Annotated in this window: 15 protein-coding genes; 10 read left to right on the forward strand and 5 right to left on the reverse strand. The window is 74.1% G+C overall.

Translation table 11 applies throughout. From position 1 onward, the window contains the following. Nucleotides 1-252: 252 nt before the first annotated feature. From pdhA to ACO4JP_RS02270, 4 genes are all read left to right on the forward strand, one after another. Complete coding sequence (gene pdhA, locus ACO4JP_RS02255) at nt 253-1,383, forward strand: pyruvate dehydrogenase (acetyl-transferring) E1 component subunit alpha (protein ID WP_425955774.1); 1,131 nt, start codon at nt 253-255, stop codon at nt 1,381-1,383. Continuing rightward, on the forward strand, nt 1,380-2,405 hold the full coding sequence (locus ACO4JP_RS02260; protein WP_425955775.1) for an alpha-ketoacid dehydrogenase subunit beta: 1,026 nt from the start codon (nt 1,380-1,382) through the stop codon (nt 2,403-2,405). The genes pdhA and ACO4JP_RS02260 overlap by 4 nt, the downstream gene beginning before the upstream one ends. A 23-nt stretch (nt 2,406-2,428) precedes the next feature. Then, a complete protein-coding gene (locus ACO4JP_RS02265; protein ID WP_425955776.1) occupies nt 2,429-3,934 on the forward strand; it encodes a dihydrolipoamide acetyltransferase family protein in 1,506 nt (501 codons plus the stop codon). Nucleotides 3,935-4,062: 128 nt separating this feature from the next. After that, nucleotides 4,063-6,261, forward strand: coding sequence for a cytochrome c oxidase assembly protein (locus ACO4JP_RS02270; protein ID WP_425955777.1), 2,199 nt, complete (start codon nt 4,063-4,065; stop codon nt 6,259-6,261). A gap of 27 nt (nt 6,262-6,288) precedes the next feature. On the opposite strand, the gene ACO4JP_RS02275 is transcribed toward ACO4JP_RS02270, so the two are convergent. Then, a complete protein-coding gene (locus ACO4JP_RS02275) occupies nt 6,289-6,915 on the reverse strand; it encodes a helix-turn-helix domain-containing protein (RefSeq protein ID WP_425955778.1) in 627 nt (208 codons plus the stop codon). 81 nt (nt 6,916-6,996) lie between these two features. On the opposite strand from ACO4JP_RS02275, the gene ACO4JP_RS02280 reads away from it, so the two are divergent. Further along, a complete protein-coding gene (locus ACO4JP_RS02280; RefSeq protein ID WP_425955779.1) occupies nt 6,997-9,858 on the forward strand; it encodes an MMPL family transporter in 2,862 nt (953 codons plus the stop codon). Then, nucleotides 9,855-12,095 carry a YhgE/Pip domain-containing protein gene (locus tag ACO4JP_RS02285; RefSeq protein ID WP_425955780.1) on the forward strand — a complete coding sequence of 747 codons (2,241 nt, stop codon included), beginning with the start codon at nt 9,855-9,857 and terminating at the stop codon, nt 12,093-12,095. The genes ACO4JP_RS02280 and ACO4JP_RS02285 overlap by 4 nt, the downstream gene beginning before the upstream one ends. On the opposite strand, the gene ACO4JP_RS02290 is transcribed toward ACO4JP_RS02285, so the two are convergent. After that, nucleotides 12,096-12,275 carry a hypothetical protein gene (locus tag ACO4JP_RS02290; protein ID WP_425955781.1) on the reverse strand — a complete coding sequence of 60 codons (180 nt, stop codon included), beginning with the start codon at nt 12,273-12,275 and terminating at the stop codon, nt 12,096-12,098. Between the two features lie 483 nt (nt 12,276-12,758). On the opposite strand from ACO4JP_RS02290, the gene ACO4JP_RS02295 reads away from it, so the two are divergent. Continuing rightward, nucleotides 12,759-13,802: a hypothetical protein gene (locus ACO4JP_RS02295; RefSeq protein ID WP_425955782.1), complete on the forward strand. Its 1,044-nt coding sequence runs from the start codon at nt 12,759-12,761 to the stop codon at nt 13,800-13,802. Here ACO4JP_RS02295 and ACO4JP_RS02300 read toward each other — a convergent pair. Beyond that, nucleotides 13,789-14,361, reverse strand: a complete 573-nt coding sequence (locus ACO4JP_RS02300) for a 2'-5' RNA ligase family protein (protein WP_425955783.1) — start codon at nt 14,359-14,361, stop codon at nt 13,789-13,791. The genes ACO4JP_RS02295 and ACO4JP_RS02300 overlap by 14 nt on opposite strands. Nucleotides 14,362-14,414: 53 nt before the next feature. Here ACO4JP_RS02300 and ACO4JP_RS02305 point away from each other — a divergent pair, with 53 nt between their 5' ends. From ACO4JP_RS02305 to ACO4JP_RS02315, 3 genes are all read left to right on the forward strand, one after another. After that, the gene (locus ACO4JP_RS02305) at nt 14,415-15,248 is read left to right on the forward strand and encodes an aldo/keto reductase (protein ID WP_425955784.1); all 834 of its coding nucleotides are present in this window, start codon (nt 14,415-14,417) and stop codon (nt 15,246-15,248) included. 191 nt (nt 15,249-15,439) lie between these two features. Beyond that, nucleotides 15,440-15,661, forward strand: coding sequence for a hypothetical protein (locus tag ACO4JP_RS02310; protein ID WP_425955785.1), 222 nt, complete (start codon nt 15,440-15,442; stop codon nt 15,659-15,661). A 154-nt stretch (nt 15,662-15,815) separates the two neighbouring features. Next, nucleotides 15,816-17,741: an NHL domain-containing thioredoxin family protein gene (locus ACO4JP_RS02315; RefSeq protein ID WP_425955786.1), complete on the forward strand. Its 1,926-nt coding sequence runs from the start codon at nt 15,816-15,818 to the stop codon at nt 17,739-17,741. Between the two features lie 27 nt (nt 17,742-17,768). Here ACO4JP_RS02315 and ppdK read toward each other — a convergent pair whose 3' ends face one another. Together ppdK and ACO4JP_RS02325 are read right to left on the reverse strand one after the other, a co-directional pair. Beyond that, nucleotides 17,769-20,456, reverse strand: coding sequence for a pyruvate, phosphate dikinase (gene ppdK / locus ACO4JP_RS02320; protein ID WP_425955787.1), 2,688 nt, complete (start codon nt 20,454-20,456; stop codon nt 17,769-17,771). Then, complete coding sequence (locus ACO4JP_RS02325) at nt 20,453-21,346, reverse strand: pyruvate, water dikinase regulatory protein (RefSeq protein ID WP_425955788.1); 894 nt, start codon at nt 21,344-21,346, stop codon at nt 20,453-20,455. The genes ppdK and ACO4JP_RS02325 overlap by 4 nt, the downstream gene beginning before the upstream one ends. Nucleotides 21,347-21,460 lie beyond the last annotated feature (114 nt).

The following is a 21,460-nucleotide window of genomic DNA, read 5'->3' on the forward strand; positions in this document are numbered from 1 at the left end:
GGCTGGGTGGCGATTTGTTTGACCCCTCAACCTTCACCATGGCACGGACGAGCCACGTGCGCCGGTGCGGTCGGTCCCGGCGTGTCGCGCGCCCGACCGTGGCGCCGCCTTGTGGCGCCGCCCCCGCGGGCGTTGTGGGAACCCTCCAAAGCGCACCCGAAAGCGTTAGCTCCGCATGGGGCTTCATCCGTGCTGCAGCGCAACCTACGCTTGCGTAGGCTACGAGACCGTAGGTTCCCGGAGGGAGTGGGCGTGAGCGACAAGGGCAGGGGCGAGGCGGGGCTGGTACAGCTCCTCGACGCCGACGGCGTGCGGGTCAGCACCACCGAGAACGCGACGTACCGCGACCGTGTGGCGCACCTGACCGGTGACGACCTGCGCGGGATGTACCGCGACCTGGTCCTCACGCGCCGGTTCGACGACGAGGCCACCGCGCTGCAGCGGCAGGGCGAGCTGGCCCTCTACGCGCAGTCCAGGGGCCAGGAGGCCGCCCAGGTCGGCTCTGCGTCCGCGCTCGCGCCGCAGGACTACGTCTTCCCCAGCTACCGCGAGCACGGCGTTCTGCACGTGCGCGGCGTCGACCCGATCGAACGCCTGCGCCTGTTCCGCGGCCAGGACCACGGCGGCTGGGACCCGGCCGAGCACAACGCGCACCTGTACACGCTCGTCCTCGGCTCGCAGGCGCTGCACGCGACCGGATACGCCATGGGCGTCCAGCGCGACGGCCTGGTCGGCACCGGGGACCCCACCCGGGACACCGCCGTCGTCGTCTACTTCGGTGACGGCACCACCTCCCAGGGCGACATCCACGAGGCCATGGTGTTCGCGGCGGTGAACGACGCCCCGACGGTGTTCTTTCTGCAGAACAACCAGTGGGCCATCTCCGAGCCGACCACCCGCCAGTCCAAGGTGCCGTTCGCGGACCGCGGCCTCGGGTACGGCATCCCGAGCGTGCGCGTCGACGGCAACGACGTGCTGGCCTGCTACGCCGTCACCCTCGAGGCGCTCGAGCGGGCGCACTCGGGCGGCGGCCCCACGCTGGTCGAGGCGTTCACCTACCGCATGGGCGCGCACACGACGTCGGACGACCCGACGCGCTACCGCGAGCGCGACGAGGAGGAGTACTGGCGCCGCCGCGACCCGCTCGACCGGCTGGCCGCGCACCTGCGGGCCGAGGGCGAGTGGGACGAGGCGTGGGCCGCCGCCCTCGAGGCGGAGGCGGAGGCTCTCGGCGAGCGCATGCGCGTCGAGGTGCGGACCCTCGGGGCGCCGCCCACGGCGGCGATGTTCGAGAACGTGTACGCCACCCCGCACGCGACCGTCGCCGACGAGAGCGCCTGGCTGGCCGAGTACGAGCAGGACGTGACGGAGGCTTCGCGATGACGAGCACGACCCTGACCCGGGCCACGACGGCGTTCACCGGCAGGCAGACCCTCACCTTCGCCAAGGCGATCACCCTCGGCCTGCGCGCCGCCATGGCGGCCGACGGCAAGGTCATGGTCATGGGCGAGGACATCGGCCGGCTCGGCGGCGTGTTCCGCGTGACCGACGGGCTGCAGGCCGAGTTCGGCGAGGACCGCGTCGTCGACACGCCCCTGGCCGAGTCCGGCATCGTCGGCACCGCGATCGGCCTCTCGCTGCGCGGGTACCGGCCGGTCTGCGAGATCCAGTTCGACGGTTTCGTGTTCCCGGCCTTCGACCAGATCACGACGCAGCTCGCGAAGATGCACTACCGCTCGCGCGGCCGCCTCCGGGTGCCCGTCGTCATCCGCATCCCGTTCGGCGGCGGCATCGGCGCCGTCGAGCACCACTCCGAGTCGCCCGAGGTGCTGTTCGCGCACACGGCAGGTCTGCGCGTGGTCTCGCCGTCGACGCCGCAGGACGCGTACGACATGATCCGCGCGGCCGTGACCTCGCCCGACCCGGTGATCTTCTTCGAGCCCAAGGGCCGGTACTGGTCCAAGGGCGAGGTGGACCTCGACGCACCCCCGGCGCCCGGGATCCTCGACACCGCGCGCGTCGCCCGGCCGGGCACCGACGTGACGCTCGTCGCCTACGGGCCCACCGTCGCGACGGCGCTCAAGGCCGCCGACGAGCTCGCCGCCGAGGGCACGAGCGCCGAGGTCGTGGACCTGCGCGCCATCTCGCCGCTGGACGTCCCTGCCGTCGTCGCGAGCGTGCGGCGCACGGGCCGCTGCGTCGTCGTGCACGAGGCGCCGACGGTGCACGGCGTGGGCGCCGAGGTCGCGGCCCGCGTGACCGAGGAGGCCTTCCACCACCTCGAGGCGCCCGTCATCCGCGTCGGCGGCTTCCACGCGCCCTACCCGGTCGCGAAGCTCGAGCACGACTACCTGCCGAGCGTGGACCGCGTCCTCGACGCCGTCGACCGCGCACTCGCCTACTGACCCGGTCCGGAGAGAGGACACCCGTGAGCACGCAGCGTTTTCCCCTGCCCGACGTCGGCGAGGGGCTCACCGAGGCCGAGATCGTCGAGTGGCGCGTGAAGCCCGGCGACACCGTGGCCGTGAACCAGGTGATCGTCGAGATCGAGACGGCCAAGTCGCTGGTCGAGCTGCCCTCCCCCTGGGCTGGGACGGTGACGGCGCTGCTGGTCGAGGAGGGTGACACCGTCGACGTCGGCACCGCGATCATCGAGGTGTCGTCCGGGGCGGTCGCGCCGGCGGCCGCGCCCGCTGCCGCCCCTGCCCCCGCAGCCGCCCCCGCCCCCGCCGCAACGGGGTCGGGCTCGGGCTCGGTGCTGGTCGGCTACGGGACGGCGGACCAGTCCGGCGCAGGCCGACGCCGCCGCCGCACCGCCGCGCCGAGCGAGCCGACGGCGTCTGCGGCCGCCCCGGTGGCCGCCGCCGCCCCCGCGCCGGCCCCGGTGGTCGAGCGTGTCGAAACCACCCCGCCGCCCGCACCGGCGCTCCCGAAGGCCTCCGCGAACGGCGGCCCGAGCAGCGGCCGCGTCGCCCCGGACGGCGGCGCCATCTCCGTCCCCGCCGCGCCCGGCTCGAACGCCACGTTCGGGCGCGTGCTCGCAAAGCCGCCGGTCCGCAAGCTCGCCAAGGACCTGGGCGTCGACCTCGCGTCGGTGCTGCCCACGGGCCCGGGCGGGATCGTGACGCGCGAGGACGTCGTCGCGCAGGCCGAGGCCGCCAAGCCGCAGGCGCTCGCCACGTACGCCGACGACGACCGGCCGTGGCTCGCGTCCGGCTCCGTCTCGCCCGACGGTCGTCGCACGCGCGTGCCCGTCAAGAGCGTGCGCAAGCGCACCGCCGAGGCGATGGTCGCGAGCGCGTTCACGGCGCCGCACGTCACGGTGTTCCAGACGGTCGACGTCACCAAGACCATGCGCCTCGTGGCCTCTCTCAAGGAGGACCGCGAGTTCGCCGGCGTGCGCGTCACCCCGCTGCTGATCGCCGCCAAGGCCGTGCTCATGGCCGTCAACCGGCACCCGGAGATCAACGCGAGCTGGGACGAGGACGCCCAGGAGATCGTCTTCAAGCACTACGTGAACCTCGGGATCGCCGCCGCGACCCCGCGAGGCCTGGTGGTTCCCAACGTCAAGGACGCCCACCGCCTCGACCTGCTCCACCTCGCCCAGGCGATCGCCGACCTCACGGCAACCGCGCGTGCCGGCCGCACCACCCCCGCGGACATGTCCGACGGAACGATCACGATCACCAACGTGGGCGTCTTCGGCATCGACACCGGCACGCCGATCCTCAACCCGGGCGAGGCTGGGATCCTGGCGTTCGGCGCGATCCGCCAGCAGCCGTGGGTCCACAAGGGGAAGATCAAGCCCCGCTGGGTCACCCAGCTCGCGCTGAGCTTCGACCACCGGCTCGTCGACGGCGAGCTCGGAGCCCGCTTCCTGGCAGACGTCGCACGTGTGCTGGCGGAGCCGTCCCGCGGCCTGGTCTGGCTCTGAGGGGGGCCCGGTATTGGAGTGCTGACCAGCCGGGCTGCGCGCGCCTTCCCCCCGGCTGATCCGCGGCGTCGGTCACATCCGGGACGACGGCGGTCCGGGCGGCGCCCGACCCCGCCTACCCTGGTCGCGTGACCGTTCGCACCGCCCCCGACGACCTCGCCGCCCCCGCCGCGAGCCCGCGCCGCCGCGCGTGGTGGCTCGTCGCGGCCGTGCCGGCAGCGGTGGTCGTCGCGCTGGCGGCGGCCCTGAGCGGGGGAGCCTTCACCGGCGCCTTCGCGGCGCTCGCCGGCTTCGCCGACGCGGGCGCCGTCGTGCGCTGGGGACTGCCGGTCCTGAACGTGCTGACCGAGCTGTCCTCGGCACTCACGCTCGGCGCGCTCGTGACCGCGGCGGCTCTGGTGCCCCCGGGACGACTGCAGCGCACCGCGCTCTCGACGGCGGGGGTGGCCGCGGCGGCGTGGGCGCTGGCCGGCGTGCTCGGGCTGGTGCTCCAGTTCGCCGAGATCTCCGCGACGCGGCTCGACGCACCGGGCTTCGGGACCGGTCTGTGGCAGTACCTCACGGAGATCGAGCTGGGGCGCACAGGCCTGAAGATCGTGATCCTCGCGGCTGCTACGTCGGTGCTGGCGCTCGCGGTCCGGGGTGCCGTGGGCGCGCTGTTCACGTGTGTGCTGCCGCTGGCGGCGTTCGCGTTCCAGGCGTCGACGGGCCACGCGGCCGGGGCGGCGAGCCACAGCCTCGCGATCGGGGCGATGTTCCTGCACCTCGTGGGCGCGGCCCTGTGGGTGGGCGGCCTGGGCGCGATCGCGGTGCTGGTGGTCACCTCACTCCGCCGCATGTCAGGCCCAGGGCGCGCCGGAGCGAACGGTGGCGCTGACGACGCGGCGGCCACGGTTCACGTGTCAGGTCCAGGGGGCGCCGGGGCGCGCCCTGAGCCTGACAACGCCGGGGCGGGCTGGGAGGCGGCCGTGCCACGGTTCTCCGTCATCGCCTCCTGGTGCATCGTGGGCGTCGGGTTCTCCGGGATCGTGTCCGCGTGGATCCGGCTCGCCGGCCCGGGCGACCTCAGTACCCGCTACGGGATCCTGCTCATCACGAAGGCCGTGCTGCTGGCCTGCCTGGGCGCGCTGGGCTGGGCCCACCGCCGCCGGGTGCTGCGCGACCTGTCCGGCCCAGGGCGCGGCGGGGCACGCCTCGGGCCTGCCAAGGCGTGGCTCTTCGCCCGGCTCGCCGCCGTCGAGCTGCTCGTCATGGGTGCCGTCATGGGCGTCGCCGTCGGGCTGGCCGCCTCCGCTCCGCCCGTGCGCGACGACGTCCCCCTCGACACCAGCTCGGCCTACCAGCTCACGGGCTCGCCGCTGCCGCCCGAGCTCATCGGGTCGCGCTGGTTCACCGAGTGGCGGCTCGACCCGCTGTTCACGTTCGCGTGCGTGGCCGCCGTCGTCGTCTACCTCACCTGGGTGCGGCGGCTTGCGCGTCGCGGCGACCGCTGGCCCGTGGGCCGCACCTTCGCGTGGTGCCTGGGCATCGCCGTCATCGCCTGGGACACCAACGGCGGCCCGACCGTCTACGGCGAGGTGCTCTTCAGCGCCCACATGGTGCAGCACATGGTGCTCGCACTGCTGGTGCCGATGCTGCTGGTGCTCGCGGCGCCCGTCACGCTGCTGCTCCGCGCGGTGCCGCGCCGACGCGACGGGTCGCGCGGGCCGCGCGAGTGGGTGCTCGGGTTCGTGCACTCGCGCTGGGGGCGGTTCGTGGCCCAGCCGCTCGTGGCCGGCGTCGTCTTCGTCGCGGGCATGCTCGTCTTCTACTACACGCCGCTGTTCGACTGGTCGCTGCACTCCCACGTCGGGCACGTGTGGATGGTCGTCCACTTCACGCTCGCCGGGTACCTGTTCGCCAACGCGCTCATCGGCATCGACCCCGGCCCGAACCGGCCCGCCCACCCGCAGCGGCTGGTGCTGCTGTTTGCCACGATGGGGTTCCACGCGTTCTTCGGCGTGGCCCTCATGATGCAGACGACGCTGCTGGCCGCGGACTGGTTCGGCAACATGGGCCGCCCGTGGGGCCCGTCCGCGATCGCCGACCAGCAGGCCGGCGGCGGCATCGCCTGGGGCATCGGCGAGCTGCCGACGCTCGTGCTCGCGATCGCCGTGGCCGTCCTCTGGACCCGGTCGGACGAGCGCGAGGCGCGCCGCCGCGACCGCCAGGCCGACCGTGACGGCGACGCAGAGCTCCACGAGTACAACGCGATGCTGGCGAGGATTGCGCAGCGGGACGTGGCGGAAGGCCCGGGCGCGCCGGGCGACCCGGCTCCCCGCACCTGACCTTTCGACGTCGGAGGGAAAGAGGGCTCAGGCCTTCGCGATCAGGAGGTCCACGAGCGCCTCCAGCGCTTCCGGCGCGACCGCCTTCGCCCCCGCGACCGTCGCGTCGCGTGCGCTCGCCGCCCACGCGCCGAGCAGCAGCTCGACGGCGGTCCCGGCGTCGATCGTGAACCGCAGGCCGAGCCCGTCGAGCAGGCGCGTGAGCACGGTGGTCAGCTCGGCCCGCATCGCGCGCTGCTGGGCCGTCCACGCGGCGCCGATCTCGGGGGCCCGCATCGCGAGCAGCTCGAACTCGGCGGTGATCGGGTACCAGCCGTGCTCGGCACCGTTGCTCTCCGTGACCGCCGCGAGCACCGAGCGGATGAGGCGGCTGTCGAGGTGGTGCCCGTCGACGACGTCGGCGTCGAGCGCAGTGACCGCGGCCTCGAGCGCGGCGACGTGCCGGCGACCCTGCCGGTCCGTGAGGGCGAGGAACAGCTCTTCCTTGCTCTCGAAGTTCGAGTAGAACGCCCCGCGAGTGAAGCCGGCGGCCTCCGCGATCGCCTCGACCGAGGCAGCTCCGAAGCCCACGCGCGCGAACACCTCCGCGGCGGCGTCGAGCAGGCGCTCGCGCGTGCGCTCCCGCCGGGCCGAGATCGTGGGAAGTTCTGTCACACCTCGAGTGTACCCATACAGCGATGTATCGGATACAGTCGTGTATCGAACCCCGCCATCGACGCCTGCTCTGGGAGACGCATGTCCTCCGTCCTGTACCAGCTCGGCCGCTGGGCGCTGCGCGCCCGCCGCCTCGTCGTCGTCGGCTGGGTCGTGATCCTCGCCCTGGTGGGAGGCGCCGCGGGCCTGCTCATGCAGGGCCTCGACAACGAGGTGACGATCCCCGGCACCGAGGCGAACCAGGCGCTCGAGCGCCTCGCGGCGACGTTCCCGCAGGTCAGCGGGGCGTCCGCGCAGGTCGTGATCGTCGCGCCCGACGGCGGCGCGATCACCGACCCTGACATGAAGGCACCCGTCGAGGCCGCCGTGAAGGCTTTCGACGGGATCGACCAGGTGGTCGCCGTGACGTCGCCGTACGTCGACACCCTCGCGGCGTCGGTCAACGACGCCGGCAACGCGACGATCCTCCAGGTGCAGCTCGACGGCGACCTCGGCTCGATCCTCGACTCCACCAAGGAGGCGCTCCAGGAGGAGGCCGGCCAGCTCCAGGCCGCGCTTCCCGACGGCGCGCGCGCCGAGCTCGGCGGGCAGCTGTTCGCCACCGAGTTCCCGGCGATCTCGGTCATCGAGGGTGTGGGCCTGCTGGTCGCCCTGGTGGTGCTGGTGCTCACGCTCGGCTCGTTCGTGGCGGCAGGGCTGCCGCTCGTCAACGCGCTGGTCGGCGTGGCCGTGAGCATGGGCCTGCTGTTCGCGGCGACGTCGGTGGCCACCATCGGCTCGACGACGCCGATGCTCGCGGTGATGCTCGGCCTCGCCGTCGGCATCGACTACGCACTGTTCATCGTGTCGCGACACCGCGACCAGCTTCGCGACGGCCTCGAGGTCGAGGAGTCGGTGGCGCGCGCGACGGCGACCGCCGGCTCCGCCGTCGTCTTCGCGGGTCTGACCGTGATGATCGCGCTCGTGGGCCTCGGTGTCGCCGGGGTCCCGTTCCTCACCGTCATGGGCGTGGCCGCCGCCGCGGGCGTCGGCATCGCGGTGCTGGTGTCGCTGACGCTGCTGCCGGCGCTGCTCGGGTTCGCCGGGGAGCGGGTGCGCCCCAAGGCCCGCAAGGCCCGCGCGCCGCGCCGGGCGAAGAAGGCGAAGCCCGCCGTGGACGCCTCGGGCGGCTTCTTCGGCCGCTGGGTCCACGTCGTCACCCGCCGGCCCGTGGTCACCATCGTGCTCGTCGTCGCCGCGCTCGGGGCGCTCGCGTGGCCCGCCACGAGCCTGCGCCTCGCGCTGCCCGACGCCGGCGTGCTCCCGCGCGACTCGAGCGCCCGCGTGACCTACGACCTCATCTCCCACGAGTTCGGCGAGGGCTTCAACGGCCCGCTCATCGTCACTGGCTCGATCGTCACCAGCACCGACCCGGTCGGCCTCATGAACGCCATGGCGGACGAGATCCGCGACCTGCCCGGCGTGGCCGACGTGCCTCTCGCGACGCCGAACCAGTCCGCGGACACGGGCATCATCCAGGTCATCCCGGAGGGCGGCCCGACGTCGGTCGCCACCGAGGACCTGGTGCACGAGATCCGGGCGCTGCGCCCGCACTTCCAGCGGGAGTACGGCGTCGACATCTCGGTCACGGGCTTCACCGCCGTCGGCATCGACGTCTCAGCCAAGCTCGGGGCGGCCCTGCTGCCGTTCGGCGTCGTCGTCGTCGGCCTCTGCCTGGTGCTGCTCACGATGGTGTTCCGCTCGATCTGGGTGCCCATCAAGGCGTCGCTCGGCTACCTGCTGAGCGTGGGTGCAGCCTTCGGAGTGGTCACCCTGGTGTTCCAGAACGGGTTCCTCGCCGGGCCCCTGAACGTCACCCGCGCCGGGCCGATCATCAGCTTCATGCCGATCGTCCTCATGGGCGTGCTCTTCGGGCTGGCCATGGACTACGAGGTGTTCCTCGTGTCCCGCATGCGCGAGGACTACGTCCACGGCGACCGCTCGACGCCGGGCGTCGCGAAGCGCGCGGTGCTGAGCGGCTTCCGGGGCTCGGCCCCCGTGGTCACCGCGGCCGCCGTCATCATGTTCGCCGTGTTCGCGGCCTTCGTGCCCGAGGGCGACATGAACCTCAAGCCCATCGCGCTGGGCCTCGCCGTGGGCGTCGCGATCGACGCGTTCGCCGTCCGCATGGTGCTGGTGCCTGCCGTCATGGCGCTGCTCGGCGAGCACGCCTGGTACATCCCGCGCTGGCTCGACCGCCTGCTGCCGCACTTCGACGTCGAGGGTGCGGGCGTGGCCAAGGAGCTCGCGCTCGCCGAGTGGCCCGAGCCCGGGTCCACCGATGCCGTCGTGGCCCATGGCCTGCTGATCGACGGGCCGGACGGCACGCGCGTCGTCGGTCCTGTGACCCTCCGCGTGCCCGACGGCGGAGCGCTCGTCGTCCGGGCGGACGCCGCTGCCGCGGCCGACGCGCTCCTCCTGGCCCTCGCCGGGCGGCTCAAGCCCGACGCCGGAGCGGTCAAGGTCGCCGGGTACGTGCTGCCCGAGCGCGCCTCCGCGGTGCGCGGCCGGGTGGCCGTGGTCGACGCATCGTCGTTCGACGGCGCCCACCCGACGGCGGCCGCGACCGGCGTCGTCGAGGCGCTGCGCAGCGGCCCGCGCGCCGTCGTCGTGCTCCGCGCGCACGCCCTGGGCGACCGGGGCGGACGCGACGCGCTCGCCTTCGTGCTGCAGTCGGCGCAGTCGGACGGCGTCGCGGTGCTCGTGGGCACTACGGGCGCCGACGCGGCCGACCTGCTGCCGGGGGCGCCGCTGCTGGACCTCGCGCAGGCGGCTCCGGCGTCGGCCGAACCCGCCGAGACAACGTCTGCGGGCTGGCCGATGGTCCCGAGCGGCTCCACCGCCCGGGTCGGCTCCGCCCTCGCCGGCTCGACCGGAACCGACGACACGGAGGTGTCGAAGTGAACGCCCTGACCCGCACCGGCGAGCGCACCGGGGTCTGGCGCCTCGTCGCTGTCGCGCTGCTCCCGATCCTGGTGCTCGGGCTGCTGCTCGCAGCCCTGTGGAACCCGGCCGAGCGGCTCGACACGGTCCGGGCCGCGATCGTCAACAACGACGAGCCCGTGACGGTGAACGGGCAGCTCGTGCCGCTCGGGCGCCAGCTCGCGGCCGGGCTCGTGTCGGGGGCCGCGCCGGCCACCGAGCAGACGCTCAAGGCCGCGCCCGCCTCGACCACGTCCTACGAGTGGGAGCTCACGAGCGCGACGCACGCCAAGGCCGGGCTGGCCGACGGCACGTACGCCGCCGTCATCACCATCCCGAAGGACTTCTCGGCGGCCGCGACCTCGTTCGGGAGCGCCGACCCCTCGGCCGCGCGCCAGGCGACCATCGACGTCGCCACGCCGCCCGGCGGGCGCGTGGCCGACGCGGTGCTCGCGCGCTTCGTCGCCTCGACCGCGACCTCGGTCATGGGGTCCTCGCTCACGCAGACCTACGTGGACAACGTGCTGGTCGGCTTCAACACCCTGTCCGACCAGCTCGGGAAGGCAGCCGCCGGCGCCTCGCAGCTGGCGGACGGCGCGACGTCGGCGTCGGACGGGGCCGCGCAGCTCGCCGGCGGGGCGAGCAGGCTGGAGGCCGGGGCGACGTCGGCGGCGGACGGCGCTTCGCAGCTCGCGGGCGGCGCAGACCAGGCCGCCGCCGGCGCCTCCGGGCTCGCGTCCGGTGCGTCGCAGCTCGCGGCGGGCAGCTCGCAGCTCGCGAGCGGAGCCGGGCAGGTCGCGGCGGGGATCGGGCAGAGCAAGGCCGGGGCGGACCAGCTCGCGGACGGTGCCGGGGGGCTGAAGACGAAGCTCGCCGCGGCCGCGGGCGGCGCGTCGGACGCTGCCGACGGGATCTCAGCCGCGGCGGCGGGCGTCGCCGGGTACGCGGCGGGCATCCAGTCCATGGCCGACGGACTCTCGGAGCAGGTCGACCAGCTCACCCAGCTGGGCTGCACGATCACGGACACCGCACCGCCGTGCTCGAGCCTGGCCGGGCTCGTCCAGCTGCGTGACTCGCTGCTGGCCATCGCGGACGGAGACAAGGACGGTCCGGGGCTCAACGCCCTCGCGGGTGGGCTCACCGCGGCTGCCGGCTCGGCGGCGGACGACCCGGGCACCGGCGCGCAGAGCCTCCACGCACTCGCGAACGGCCTCAGTACTGCAGCAGACCAGGGCGCGGGCGGTCTCCAGACCGGCGCGCAGCAGCTCTCCATCGGCCTCGGCCGGCTCGCCGACGGCGCCACCCAGGTGAGCAGCGGAGCGTCCGGTCTGCAGTCGGGCGCCGGCCGGCTGGCCGACGGCGCGTCCCAGCTCAGCGGTGGCGTCCGCAAGGTCGCGTCGGGCGCGACGGGCCTGGCGGACGGCGTCGGCCAGCTCGCCACGGGCGCCGGCGGCGTTGCGGGCGGTGCGAGCGGCCTCGCGGACGGCGTGGGTCGGCTCGCCACGGGCGCTGGGCAGATCTCCACCGGCCTGGGCCAGGCCGTGGACCAGCTCCCGAGCTACTCCGACGGTGACCGTGCGACGCTCGCCGCCGTCGTCGCGAACCCCGTCGCGGCGCCCGCGGACGACTCGCTCGACACCGGCTCGACGGGGCCGCTCTTCGCGGTCGTCGCGCTGTGGCTGGGCGCCCTCGCGCTCACCACGGTGATGCGGCCGTCGCGCGCCCGTGCGCTCCGGTCGACCAGCGGCACGATGCGGATCGCCCTCGCGGACCTGGCGCTGCCCGCCACGATCGCGGCGGTGACCGGCGCCGCCGTCGGCGGCGTCCTCGCGGGCGTCGAGCACCTGTCACCCGGAGGCTGGACGGGCGCGGTCCTGCTCGGGGCACTCGTCTCGGTGGTGTTCGTGGCGCTCCACCAGGGCTTCAGCCTGCTGCTGGGCGATCTCGCGCGCGGCGTCAGCCTGCTCATGGCCGTGCTCGTCATCGCGACCGGCGTCGTGGCGACGGTCCCGGTCTGGCTGAACGGCATCGCCGACCTGCTCGCGATCGGTGCCGCGCGCCGGGCCGTGGTCGGCCTGGTGGTCCCGGCCGCCCACGGGGTCGGCGCGGCCGTCGCGGGCCTCGTGGTCTGGGGTGTCGCCGGGCTCGCCCTGGCGGTGTTCGCCACCGCGCGCGCCCGGACGACGCGCGTCGAGAGGCTGCTGGCCGCGACCGCCTGATCAGGTGGGGCGCGCGCCGACGGCCGCCAGCGCGGGTCCGGTCGCCTGTCGCCAGGTGGCGACGAGGTAGGCGTCCGAGCGGCGCAGCCTCGTCTCGTCGATCACGGTGTGGGCGACGTGGCGGTGCAGGTTCAGCGTCGCGACGTCGTTCTCGAGCGCCCACAGGATCGCGGCTCGCACGTCGTCGCGCGTCACGGTGAGGGGCGCCGGACGTGCCTGCGCGGAGGATGCCGCGTGAGGCGCGGAGGATGCCGCGGGCTGCGCGGAGGATGCCGCGTGAGGCGCGGAGGATGCCGCGGGCTGCGCGGAGGATGCCGCGGGCTGCCCTGGGCCGGGGCATGTCGCGGACGGGTCGGAGCTGCCGAGGTGGACCACCGGCGGTTCCCCTTCTGCGTGGTGGGCCGCCGCGGCCGCCTCGTCGCGGCGTCGTGCGGCCCTCTGCCGAGATGAGCGCCGAGCGGGCGGTTCATGACGCGGAATCCGGGAAAAGGGCGCGTCGGGGACGACTTCGGGCGTGGGCGGGTCCGGCGTCACGGGGGGAGGGAGGGCATCCGGCCCGGGTCGTGACACGCGACGGGAAAAATTTTCAGTCGGTAAGCGCCCGGGCCGGGCGGCGGCGCGCCCGCCCGCGACCTGTCGGTGCCGTGCACCACACTCGGCGCCATGACGCTCATGGACCTGGCGGAGGCACGCCGCGTGAAGGACCAGCTGCACGGCTTCGCGCGAGAGCTCGCCGAGCGTTACGGCGCGGTGACTGCGTCCGCCGTCGGCACGGGGGCAGAGGAGGGCGCGACGCCGTCGGACGCCGTCCGTGCGCCCACGCTCTCCCTGGGCCTGGCCCCGGCCGAGGGCGGCGGGTACGTCGTCGCGGTGCGGTACCGGCTGGGCGTCCCGGCCGCGCGGGCAGTGGTGCGCAAGGTGACGGCCGAGGCCGGTGAGGCGGCCGACGTGCGTCGCACCGGCCGCATCCGCACCTTGTCCGACGCGCGTCCGCGCCCGCCGGTGGTCAGCGCCCGCGCGCTGGGGGAGACGGGCCGGTCGCGGCCGCTGCGGCCCGGCGTCTCCGTCGCGAACGTCGCGGTCACGGCGGGGACGCTGGGCGCGTTCGTGACCGACGACGCGGGCCCGTACGTCCTGTCGAACTGGCACGTGCTCGCGGGGTCCCGTGACGCGGCGGCGGGCGACGTCGTCGTGCAGCCCGGGCCTGCGGACGGCGGGACCGCCCCAGGCGACCGCATCGGCACGCTCGCGCGGTGGGCGCCGCTCGCCGCGGGTGAGCACCATCGTGTGGACGCGGCGCTCGCGCTGCTCGACGACGGCGTCGGCGTCGGCGTCGACGCGACCTACCCGGTCGGACGTGTGACGACGACGGCGGAAGCCCAGGGCGGGGAGGCCGTCGCCAAGGTGGGACGCACGACGTCGCTCACCCGCGGGCGGGTCAGCGCGATCGAGCTCGACGACGTCGTCGTGGGTTACGGCGACGAGCTGGGGGTGCTGAGCTTCGACGGCCAGATCGAGGTGGAGGCGACCGGGCCGGGGCCGTTCTCGCGCGGCGGCGACTCGGGGGCGCTGGTGTACCGCGAGGACGGCGTCGCGCTGGGCCTGCTGTTCGCCGGCTCGGAGACGGGCGGCCCGGACGGCTCGGGGCTGACGTACGTCAACCCGATCGACGCGGTGCTCGAGGCGCTGGGCGTCACGCTCGCCTGAGCCCGGATGACTCGGGTCGGCGCGACGCCGTGCCGAACGGCAGCTCCGCCACGGTGTGCCAGGAGCGGGGGTGGTCGGTGCCGGCGACGAGCAGGGCGTGGTCGATGCGGGCGGCCAGGGGGAGCCGGCGGCGGACGTCCGCCTCGGCCGCGCGCAGGTCTGCGGTCGTGCCGTACCGGGTGTCACCGATGGTCAGGTGCGGGACGTCGTCGTCGAACTGCCCGCGGTAGGGCAGGTGGGCGGGGAAGCGGTGGACGACGGCGCGCGTCAGGTCGCGGAGCTCCTGCACGCGGTCGGGCGCGAGCCACAGGACGTCGTCGCCGAACCAACGACACTCGGCGAACGTGCAGTCGAAGGGCAGCGTCGCGGCGAAGACGTCCACCAGCCGGTGGACGACTTCGTTGTTCACCAGCGTGGGCGGGACGAACGGGAACAGCACGGTGACGTGGGCCGGCACACCCCAGGTCGCGGCGCGGTCGAGACGGAGCCGGTGCCCGGCGACGACGGGCTCGGCCGCGCTGACGGGAACGATGACGGCGGTCAGTGTCGCTTCGGGCACAGGCCCCACTGTGGCCGTCGGCGGGCGCGACGTCGAGAAGGGACCATGGTGCGGTGAGCATCCCCAGCATCCTGTTGAACAACGGCGTCGCGATCCCGCAGCTCGGGTTCGGCACCTACAAGCTCCAGCCCGCGCAGACGCGCGACCTCGTGCTCCGCGCCTTCGAGGCCGGGTACCGGCACGTCGACACCGCGCAGATGTACCGCAACGAGCGCGAGGTCGGCGAGGCCGTCGCCGCGAGCGGGCTGCCGCGCGCCGAGGTGTTCGTCACCAGCAAGCTCAACAACGCGTTCCACGCGCACGACGACGCCCTCGCGGCGTTCGACCGCTCGCTCGAGGAGCTGGGCACCGGCTACCTCGACCTGTTCCTCGTCCACTGGCCGATGCCTGCCGTCGGGCGGTACACCGAGGCCTGGGCGGCGCTCGAGGAGATCCTCGCGTCCGGGCGGGCCCGGGCCATCGGCGTCTCCAACTTCCAGCCCGCGCACCTCGAGCGCGTCCTGGAGACCGGGACCGTGGCGCCGGCCGTCAACCAGGTCGAGCTCCACCCGTACCTGCGACAGGACGCGGTGCGGGCGTTCGACGCCGCGCACGGCATCGTCACCGAGGCGTGGTCGCCGCTCGGCCGCGGGTCCGTGCTGGGTGATCCCGTCATCGCGGAGGTGGCCCGCCGCCACGGCGTGACGCCGGCCCAGGCGGTGCTGCGCTGGCACGTGCAGCGTGGCGACGTCGTCTTCCCCAAGTCGGCGACACCCGCGCGCATCGTCGAGAACGCGGACGTCTTCGGTTTCGAGCTCCCCGACGCCGACATGTCCGCGATCGACGGCCTCAACCGCGACGAGCGCACGGGCTCCCACCCTGACACGGAGAACCGCACGGACCGCTGACGGGGTCCACCCGAGTTCGAGTTTTTGTCGGGAGGTCGAGCGCTCGTGCGCTCGAAATTCCGACGATCGCTCGAACTCGACGCCGGGCTCAGGCCGAGGGGGCCGAGTGGATGAGCGCGGTCGGCCATCCGCGGTGTCAGGACGTGCTAGGCAGGGGAGAATGGGAGACGACTTCCCTGGAGGTGACCACGATGGCGACGATCGAAGCAGCTCGCGCCGCCAAGCCCGCGCTGCGCGACACGCTGGCGCGGGTGGACGGCGTCGTCGGCTTGGGACTGGCCCAGCGCGGCGGCCCGGGCGACTGGGTGCTGCAGGTGAACGTGGACTCGGTGCGGGCGCGCAAGGACGTGCCGCCGGCCGTCGAGGGCGTGCCCGTGGTGGTGCGCGTCGTCGGCGCGGTGCGGGCGCAGTGACGGGCCGCCCACGGCCCGTGAGCGCGCGGTGTGGCACCAGCCCCGTGGCTTGTCTGCCTGACGGGATCGGCTCTGGTGGGCCTAACCGGCGCTGACCGCGCAGATCACAGTCGCCGCGTGCCTGACGGCGCATGACGGGTTGCACAATGGCCCGATGAGCTCCCCGACCCTCCTCCCCAAGGTGCGCGCGTCCGAGCTGATCGGCCGGGGATGGCTGAACACCGGTGGGAAGACACTCACCCTGGCTGACCTGCGGGGTCGTGTCACTGTCCTGGACTTCTGGACCTTCTGCTGCATCAACTGCCTGCACGTTCTCGACGAGCTGCGCGAGCTCGAGGAGCAGTACCGCGACGTCCTCGTGATCGTCGGCGTGCACTCGCCCAAGTTCGAGCACGAGGCTGACCCCGTGGCGCTCGCGGCCGCCGTCGAGCGGTACTCGGTCGAGCACCCGGTCCTCGACGACCCCGAGCTGATCACGTGGGGCGCCTACACCGCGCGCGCCTGGCCGACGCTCGTCGTGGTCGACCCCGAGGGCTACGTCGTCGCGCAGATGGCGGGGGAGGGGCACGCGTCGGCCGTGGCCGCGCTGGTGCGCGATCTCGTCGCCGAGCACGAGGCCAAGGGGACGCTGCACCGCGGCGCCGGGCCGTACGTGCCGCCCGCGCCGACGTCGGGCACGCTGCGGTTCCCGGCCAAGGCGATCACGCTGGGCAGCGGGAACCTGCTCGTCGCGGACGCCGGGCACCACTCGCTCGCCGAGCTGCTGCCTGACGGCGAGACGCTGGTGCGGCGGATCGGGTCCGGTGAGCGCGGGCTGGTGGACGGGGCCGCCGACGTCGCGAGGTTCTCCGAGCCCAACGGGCTGTGCCTGGTGCCCGACGAGCTGCGGCCCTCGCTCGGCTACGACGTGCTCGTCGCCGACACCGTGAACCACGCGCTGCGCGGGGTGTCGCTCGAGTCCGGCGAGGTCACCACCGTCGCCGGGACCGGCGAGCAGTTCATGGTCGGCGGGCAGGAGAACGTCGCGCTGCCGGGCGAGCGGCCCCAAGCGTTCGAGCCGGGCGGCAAGTACCCGCCGACCATGGTGCGGCTCTCGTCGCCCTGGGACGTCGCGTGGTCGCAAGAGCTGGCTGCGTTCGTCGTCGCCATGGCCGGGACGCACACGCTGTGGGCGTTCGACGGCAAGGAGGGCTCGCTGCTCCACCTCGCGGGGACGATGAACGAGGGGCTCGTGGACGGGCCGGGCAGGGAGGCGTGGTTCGCGCAGCCGTCCGGGCTCGCGCCGGCGGCCGACGGCTCGCTGTGGCTCGCCGACTCCGAGACGTCGGCGCTGCGGCGCATCGTCCCGGCGCGCGCGGGGGCGGCCATCGAGACCGCCGTCGGGCAGGGCCTCTTCGACTTCGGGCACCGCGACGGCGCCGCCGAGCAGGCGCTGCTCCAGCACCCGCTCGGGGTGGCCGTGCTGCCGGACGGGTCCGTCGTCGTCGCGGACACCTACAACGGGGCGCTGCGCCGGTTCGACCCCGTGTCGAACGAGGTCACCACGCTCGCCACGGGCCTCGCCGAGCCGTCCGACGTGCTCGTCGAGGTGGACGGCGACCCTTCGACCGGCTCAGGGCAGGCGAGCGTCCGGCTCCTGGTCGTCGAGTCCGCCGCGCACCGGCTCACGCGCGTCGCGCTGCCGGCGTCGCTCGCGGGCGAGGTGCTCGACGGCGGCGCGCGGCGCACGCAGCGCCCGGCCACCGCCGTCGGGCCGGGGGCGCTGCGCCTGGAGGTGCCGTTCGTGCCGGCGCCGGGCCAGAAGCTGGACGACCGCTGGGGTCCGTCCACGTCGTTGCAGGTCAGCGCCACGCCTCCCGAGCTGCTGCTCGAGGGGGCGGGCAGCGGGACGGACCTGTTCCGCGACGTCGTCATCAACCCGGCGGTCGCGGACGGCGTGCTGCACGTGACCGCGAAGGCCGCGAGCTGCGACGCCGAGGGCGAGTTCCCGGCCTGCCACCTGGCCCAGCAGGACTGGGGCGTGCCCGTCGTGGTCGCAGCGCAGGGCGCAGCGGAGCTGACGCTCCCGCTCCGCGGCTGAGCAGCTCGCCGACCAGAACCCGTCGGGTCAGGCCGGGCCGAGCGTCGTCCGCGCCGCCGCCAGGCGGGCCAGCGGGACGCGGTACGGGCTGCACGACACGTAGTCCAGGCCGATCGCGTCGAACAGCGCGATGCTCGCCGGGTCGCCGCCGTGCTCGCCGCAGACGCCCGTCTTCAGCCCCGGCTTCGTCTCACGCCCCTTCGCGACGCCGATCCGCACCAGCTCGCCCACGCCGTCCGGGTCGATCGACGCGAACGGGTTCTCGGGCACGATCCCCGCCTCGATGTACGCCGCGAGGAACGAGCCCTCGGCGTCGTCGCGCGAGATGCCGACGGCCGTCTGGGTGAGGTCGTTGGTGCCGAACGAGAAGAAGTCCGCGTGCTCGGCGATGCGGTCCGCGGTGAGCGCCGCGCGCGGCAGCTCGATCATGGTGCCCACGGTGTAGTCGAGCGCCACACCCGCGTCGGCGAGCTCGGCGTCCGCCGTCGCGACGATCACCGCGCGCATGCGGCGCAACTCCTCCGCGAAGCCCACCAGCGGCACCATGATCTCCACGTGCGGGTCCAGCCCCCGGGCGCGCACTGCGATGGCGGCCCGGATGATGGCTCGCGTCTGCATCTCGCAGATCTCGGGGTACAGCAGCGACAGCCGGACGCCGCGCGTGCCGAGCATCGGGTTGAGCTCGTGCAGCCGCTTGACGTGGGCGAGCAGGTCGCGCGCCGCGCCCAGCTCGTCCGACGGCGTGGAACCGGCCGCCTCGAGCCGCTGCACCAGCAGCGACTGCTCCACGAGGTCCGGCAGGAACTCGTGCAGCGGCGGGTCGATGAGCCGGATCGTGACGGGCAGCCCGGTCATGGCCTCGAAGATCTCCTCGAAGTCGCCCTGCTGCATGGGCAGCAGGTCGGCCAGGGCTGCGCCCCGCGCGCCGGCGTCGGACGCGAGGATCATGCGCTGCACCACGGGCAGCCGGTCGGCGGCCATGAACATGTGCTCGGTGCGGCACAGCCCGATCCCCTCGGCGCCGAGCTCGCGCGCCTTGGCGGCGTCGGGGCCGGTGTCGGCGTTCGCGCGCACCCCGAGGCGGCGCACGTCGTCGGCCCAGCCGATGACCTCGCGGAAGTCGTCGGTGATCTGCGGCGGGACCAGCTCGAGGGCGCCGACGTAGACGTTGCCGGTGGACCCGTCGAGCGTGATGGTGTCCGCGTCGGTGAGCACGGTGTCACCGATGGTCACGGTCTTCGCGGCGACGTCGATCTGCAGCTCGCCCGCGCCGGCGACGCAGGGCTTGCCCATGCCGCGCGCGACGACGGCGGCGTGCGACGTCATGCCGCCGTGCGCGGTGAGCACGCCCTGCGCGGCGACGACGCCGTGGATGTCGTCGGGCGTCGTCTCCCAGCGCACCAGGACGACGGCGTCGCCGTCCTTGCCCCGCTCGGCGGCGGTGTCGGCGTCGAACACGATGCGGCCGACGGCGGCGCCAGGCGACGCGTTGAGGCCGCGGGTGACGGGGGTGGCCGTGTGCGCGGGGTCGAGGCCCGGGTGCAGCAGCTGGTCGAGCTGCGCGGGCTCGATGCGGCGCAGGGCGGCGTCGCGGTCGATGACGCCCTCGTCGACCATGTCGCGCGCGACCTTGAGCGCGGCGGCCGCGGTGCGCTTCCCGTTGCGGGTCTGCAGCAGGTAGAGCCTGCCCTCCTCGATCGTGAACTCGATGTCCTGCATGTCCCCGTAGTGGCCCTCGAGCAGCGTCATCGTGTCGAGGAACTGGCCGTAGGCCTGCGGGAGCACGGCCTCGAGCTCGGCGAGCGGGCGCGGCGTGCGGATGCCGGCGACGACGTCCTCGCCCTGCGCGTTGACCAGGAACTCGCCGTAGAGCTCCTTGGCCCCGGTCGACGGGTTGCGCGTGAACGCGACGCCGGTCGCCGAGTGCTCGCCGCGGTTGCCGAACACCATCTGCTGCACGTTGACGGCCGTCCCCAGGTCGTCGGGGATGTTGTTGATGCCGCGGTACACGCGGGCGCGCGGGTTGTCCCACGAGGCGAAGACGGCGTTCACGGACCGGCGCAGCTGCTCACGCGGGTCGCTCGGGATCTCGGCTCCGTGCGTGCGGGCCACCCGGCGGAACGTCGCGACCAGCTCCTGGAGGTCCTCGACGGTCAGGTCCGTGTCGTGTGCGACGCCGCGGCGGCCCTTGAGCGCGGTGAGCTCGTCCTCGAACGCGTGCGCCGGCACCCTCTCGACGACCTCGCCGTACATCTGCAGGAACCGGCGGTAGGAGTCCCAGGCGAAGCGGGCGCTGCCGGTCTCGGCGGCGAGGCCCGCGGCGGCCTCGTCGCCGATGCCCAGGTTGAGGATGGTGTCCATCATGCCGGGCATCGAGAACACCGCGCCCGAGCGGACCGACACGAGCAGGGGGCGCTCGGCCGCGCCGAGCGTGCGGCCCGTGCGCTTCTCCAGGGCGTCGAGGCGCTCCTCGATGCTCTCCCAGAGGCCGTCGGGCCAGGTGCCGCCGGCCTTCATGGTGGCGACGCACGCCTGCGTGGTGATCGTGAAGCCGTCGGGCACGCGGACGCCGATGCGTGTCATCTCGGCGAGACCGGCGCCCTTGCCGCCGAGCAGGGACTTCATCCCGGCGTTGCCCTCGGAGAAGTCGTAGAGGTAGCCGTGGTCCGGCGCCGCCGGCTGGGCGGCGGCGGGGGTGGTGGCCGAGGTGGTCATCGATCCGGTCCTTCCGAGAGCTGGCCTGTGGACGGTGTGGACGCGGTGTGCGCCCGACGGCGTGCGGTGACGAGCTCGATCACCCGGCCGGCGGCCTCCTCCAGCGCGAGGGAGGTGGTGTCGAGCACCGGGCAGCCGAGGCGGCGCTGTATCCGCGACACCTCGTCGAGCTCGTCGAAGATGCGGGCAAGGTCCGCGTAGCCCCCCAGCCGCCCGCCGTCCCGGCCGCCCACGCCCATGAGGTCGACGCGGCGTCGTCGGATCGCGAGCAGGCGCTCGGGGTCGATGGTGAGGCCGACGATCTTCCAGGGGTCGGTCTCGAACAGTTCGGGCGGGGGAGCGACCCCCGTCACGAGCGGCACGTTGGCGGTGCGGTAGCCGAGGTAGCCGAGGTACATGGAGAGCGGCGTCTTGCCGGTGCGCGAGGCTCCGACCAGCACGATCTCCGCCTCGTTCAGGCTGTCGGTGAGGTTGCCGTCGTCGTTCGCGACGGCGAACTCCATGGCGTGGATGCGCTCGAAGTAGTCCGCCGCGAGGCCGACGGGCTGCACCACGCGGGCGGGGCGCAGGCCCGTGCGGGCGATGACGGCGTCGAGCGCGGGGGCCATGAGGTCGGCGAACGGGACGCCGAGCTCCGCGCACGCGGCCTCGATGCGGTCGTGCAGCGCGATGTCGACGACGGTGCAGAACACGACGGCGTCGGCAGGGGACTCGCGCAGCAGCGCGAGGGCGTCGTCGGCGCCCGCCGAGTCGTGGATGCGGGGGTGCCGGACGACGGTGACCTCGAGGTCCGGGAACTGGGCCTGGACGGCGCGCGCGACGCGCGCCCCCGTGTCGCCCGTCGAGTCGGCGACCACGTGGATGTCGACTACGCGCACCGGTGCGGCCATGCCTTTCAGGCTAGGTCTGCAGCGGCAGACCGGCATCGGCCCAAGGTCACGGTCGTTCGGCCCGATGGCGCGAACGGGCGCCTGGTCCTGGCTCGCGGCGCACCTTCGTGTCGC

Source organism: Xylanimonas sp. McL0601 (assembly GCF_049852175.1).
In the GTDB taxonomy this organism is placed as follows: Bacteria; Actinomycetota; Actinomycetes; order Actinomycetales; family Cellulomonadaceae; genus Xylanimonas.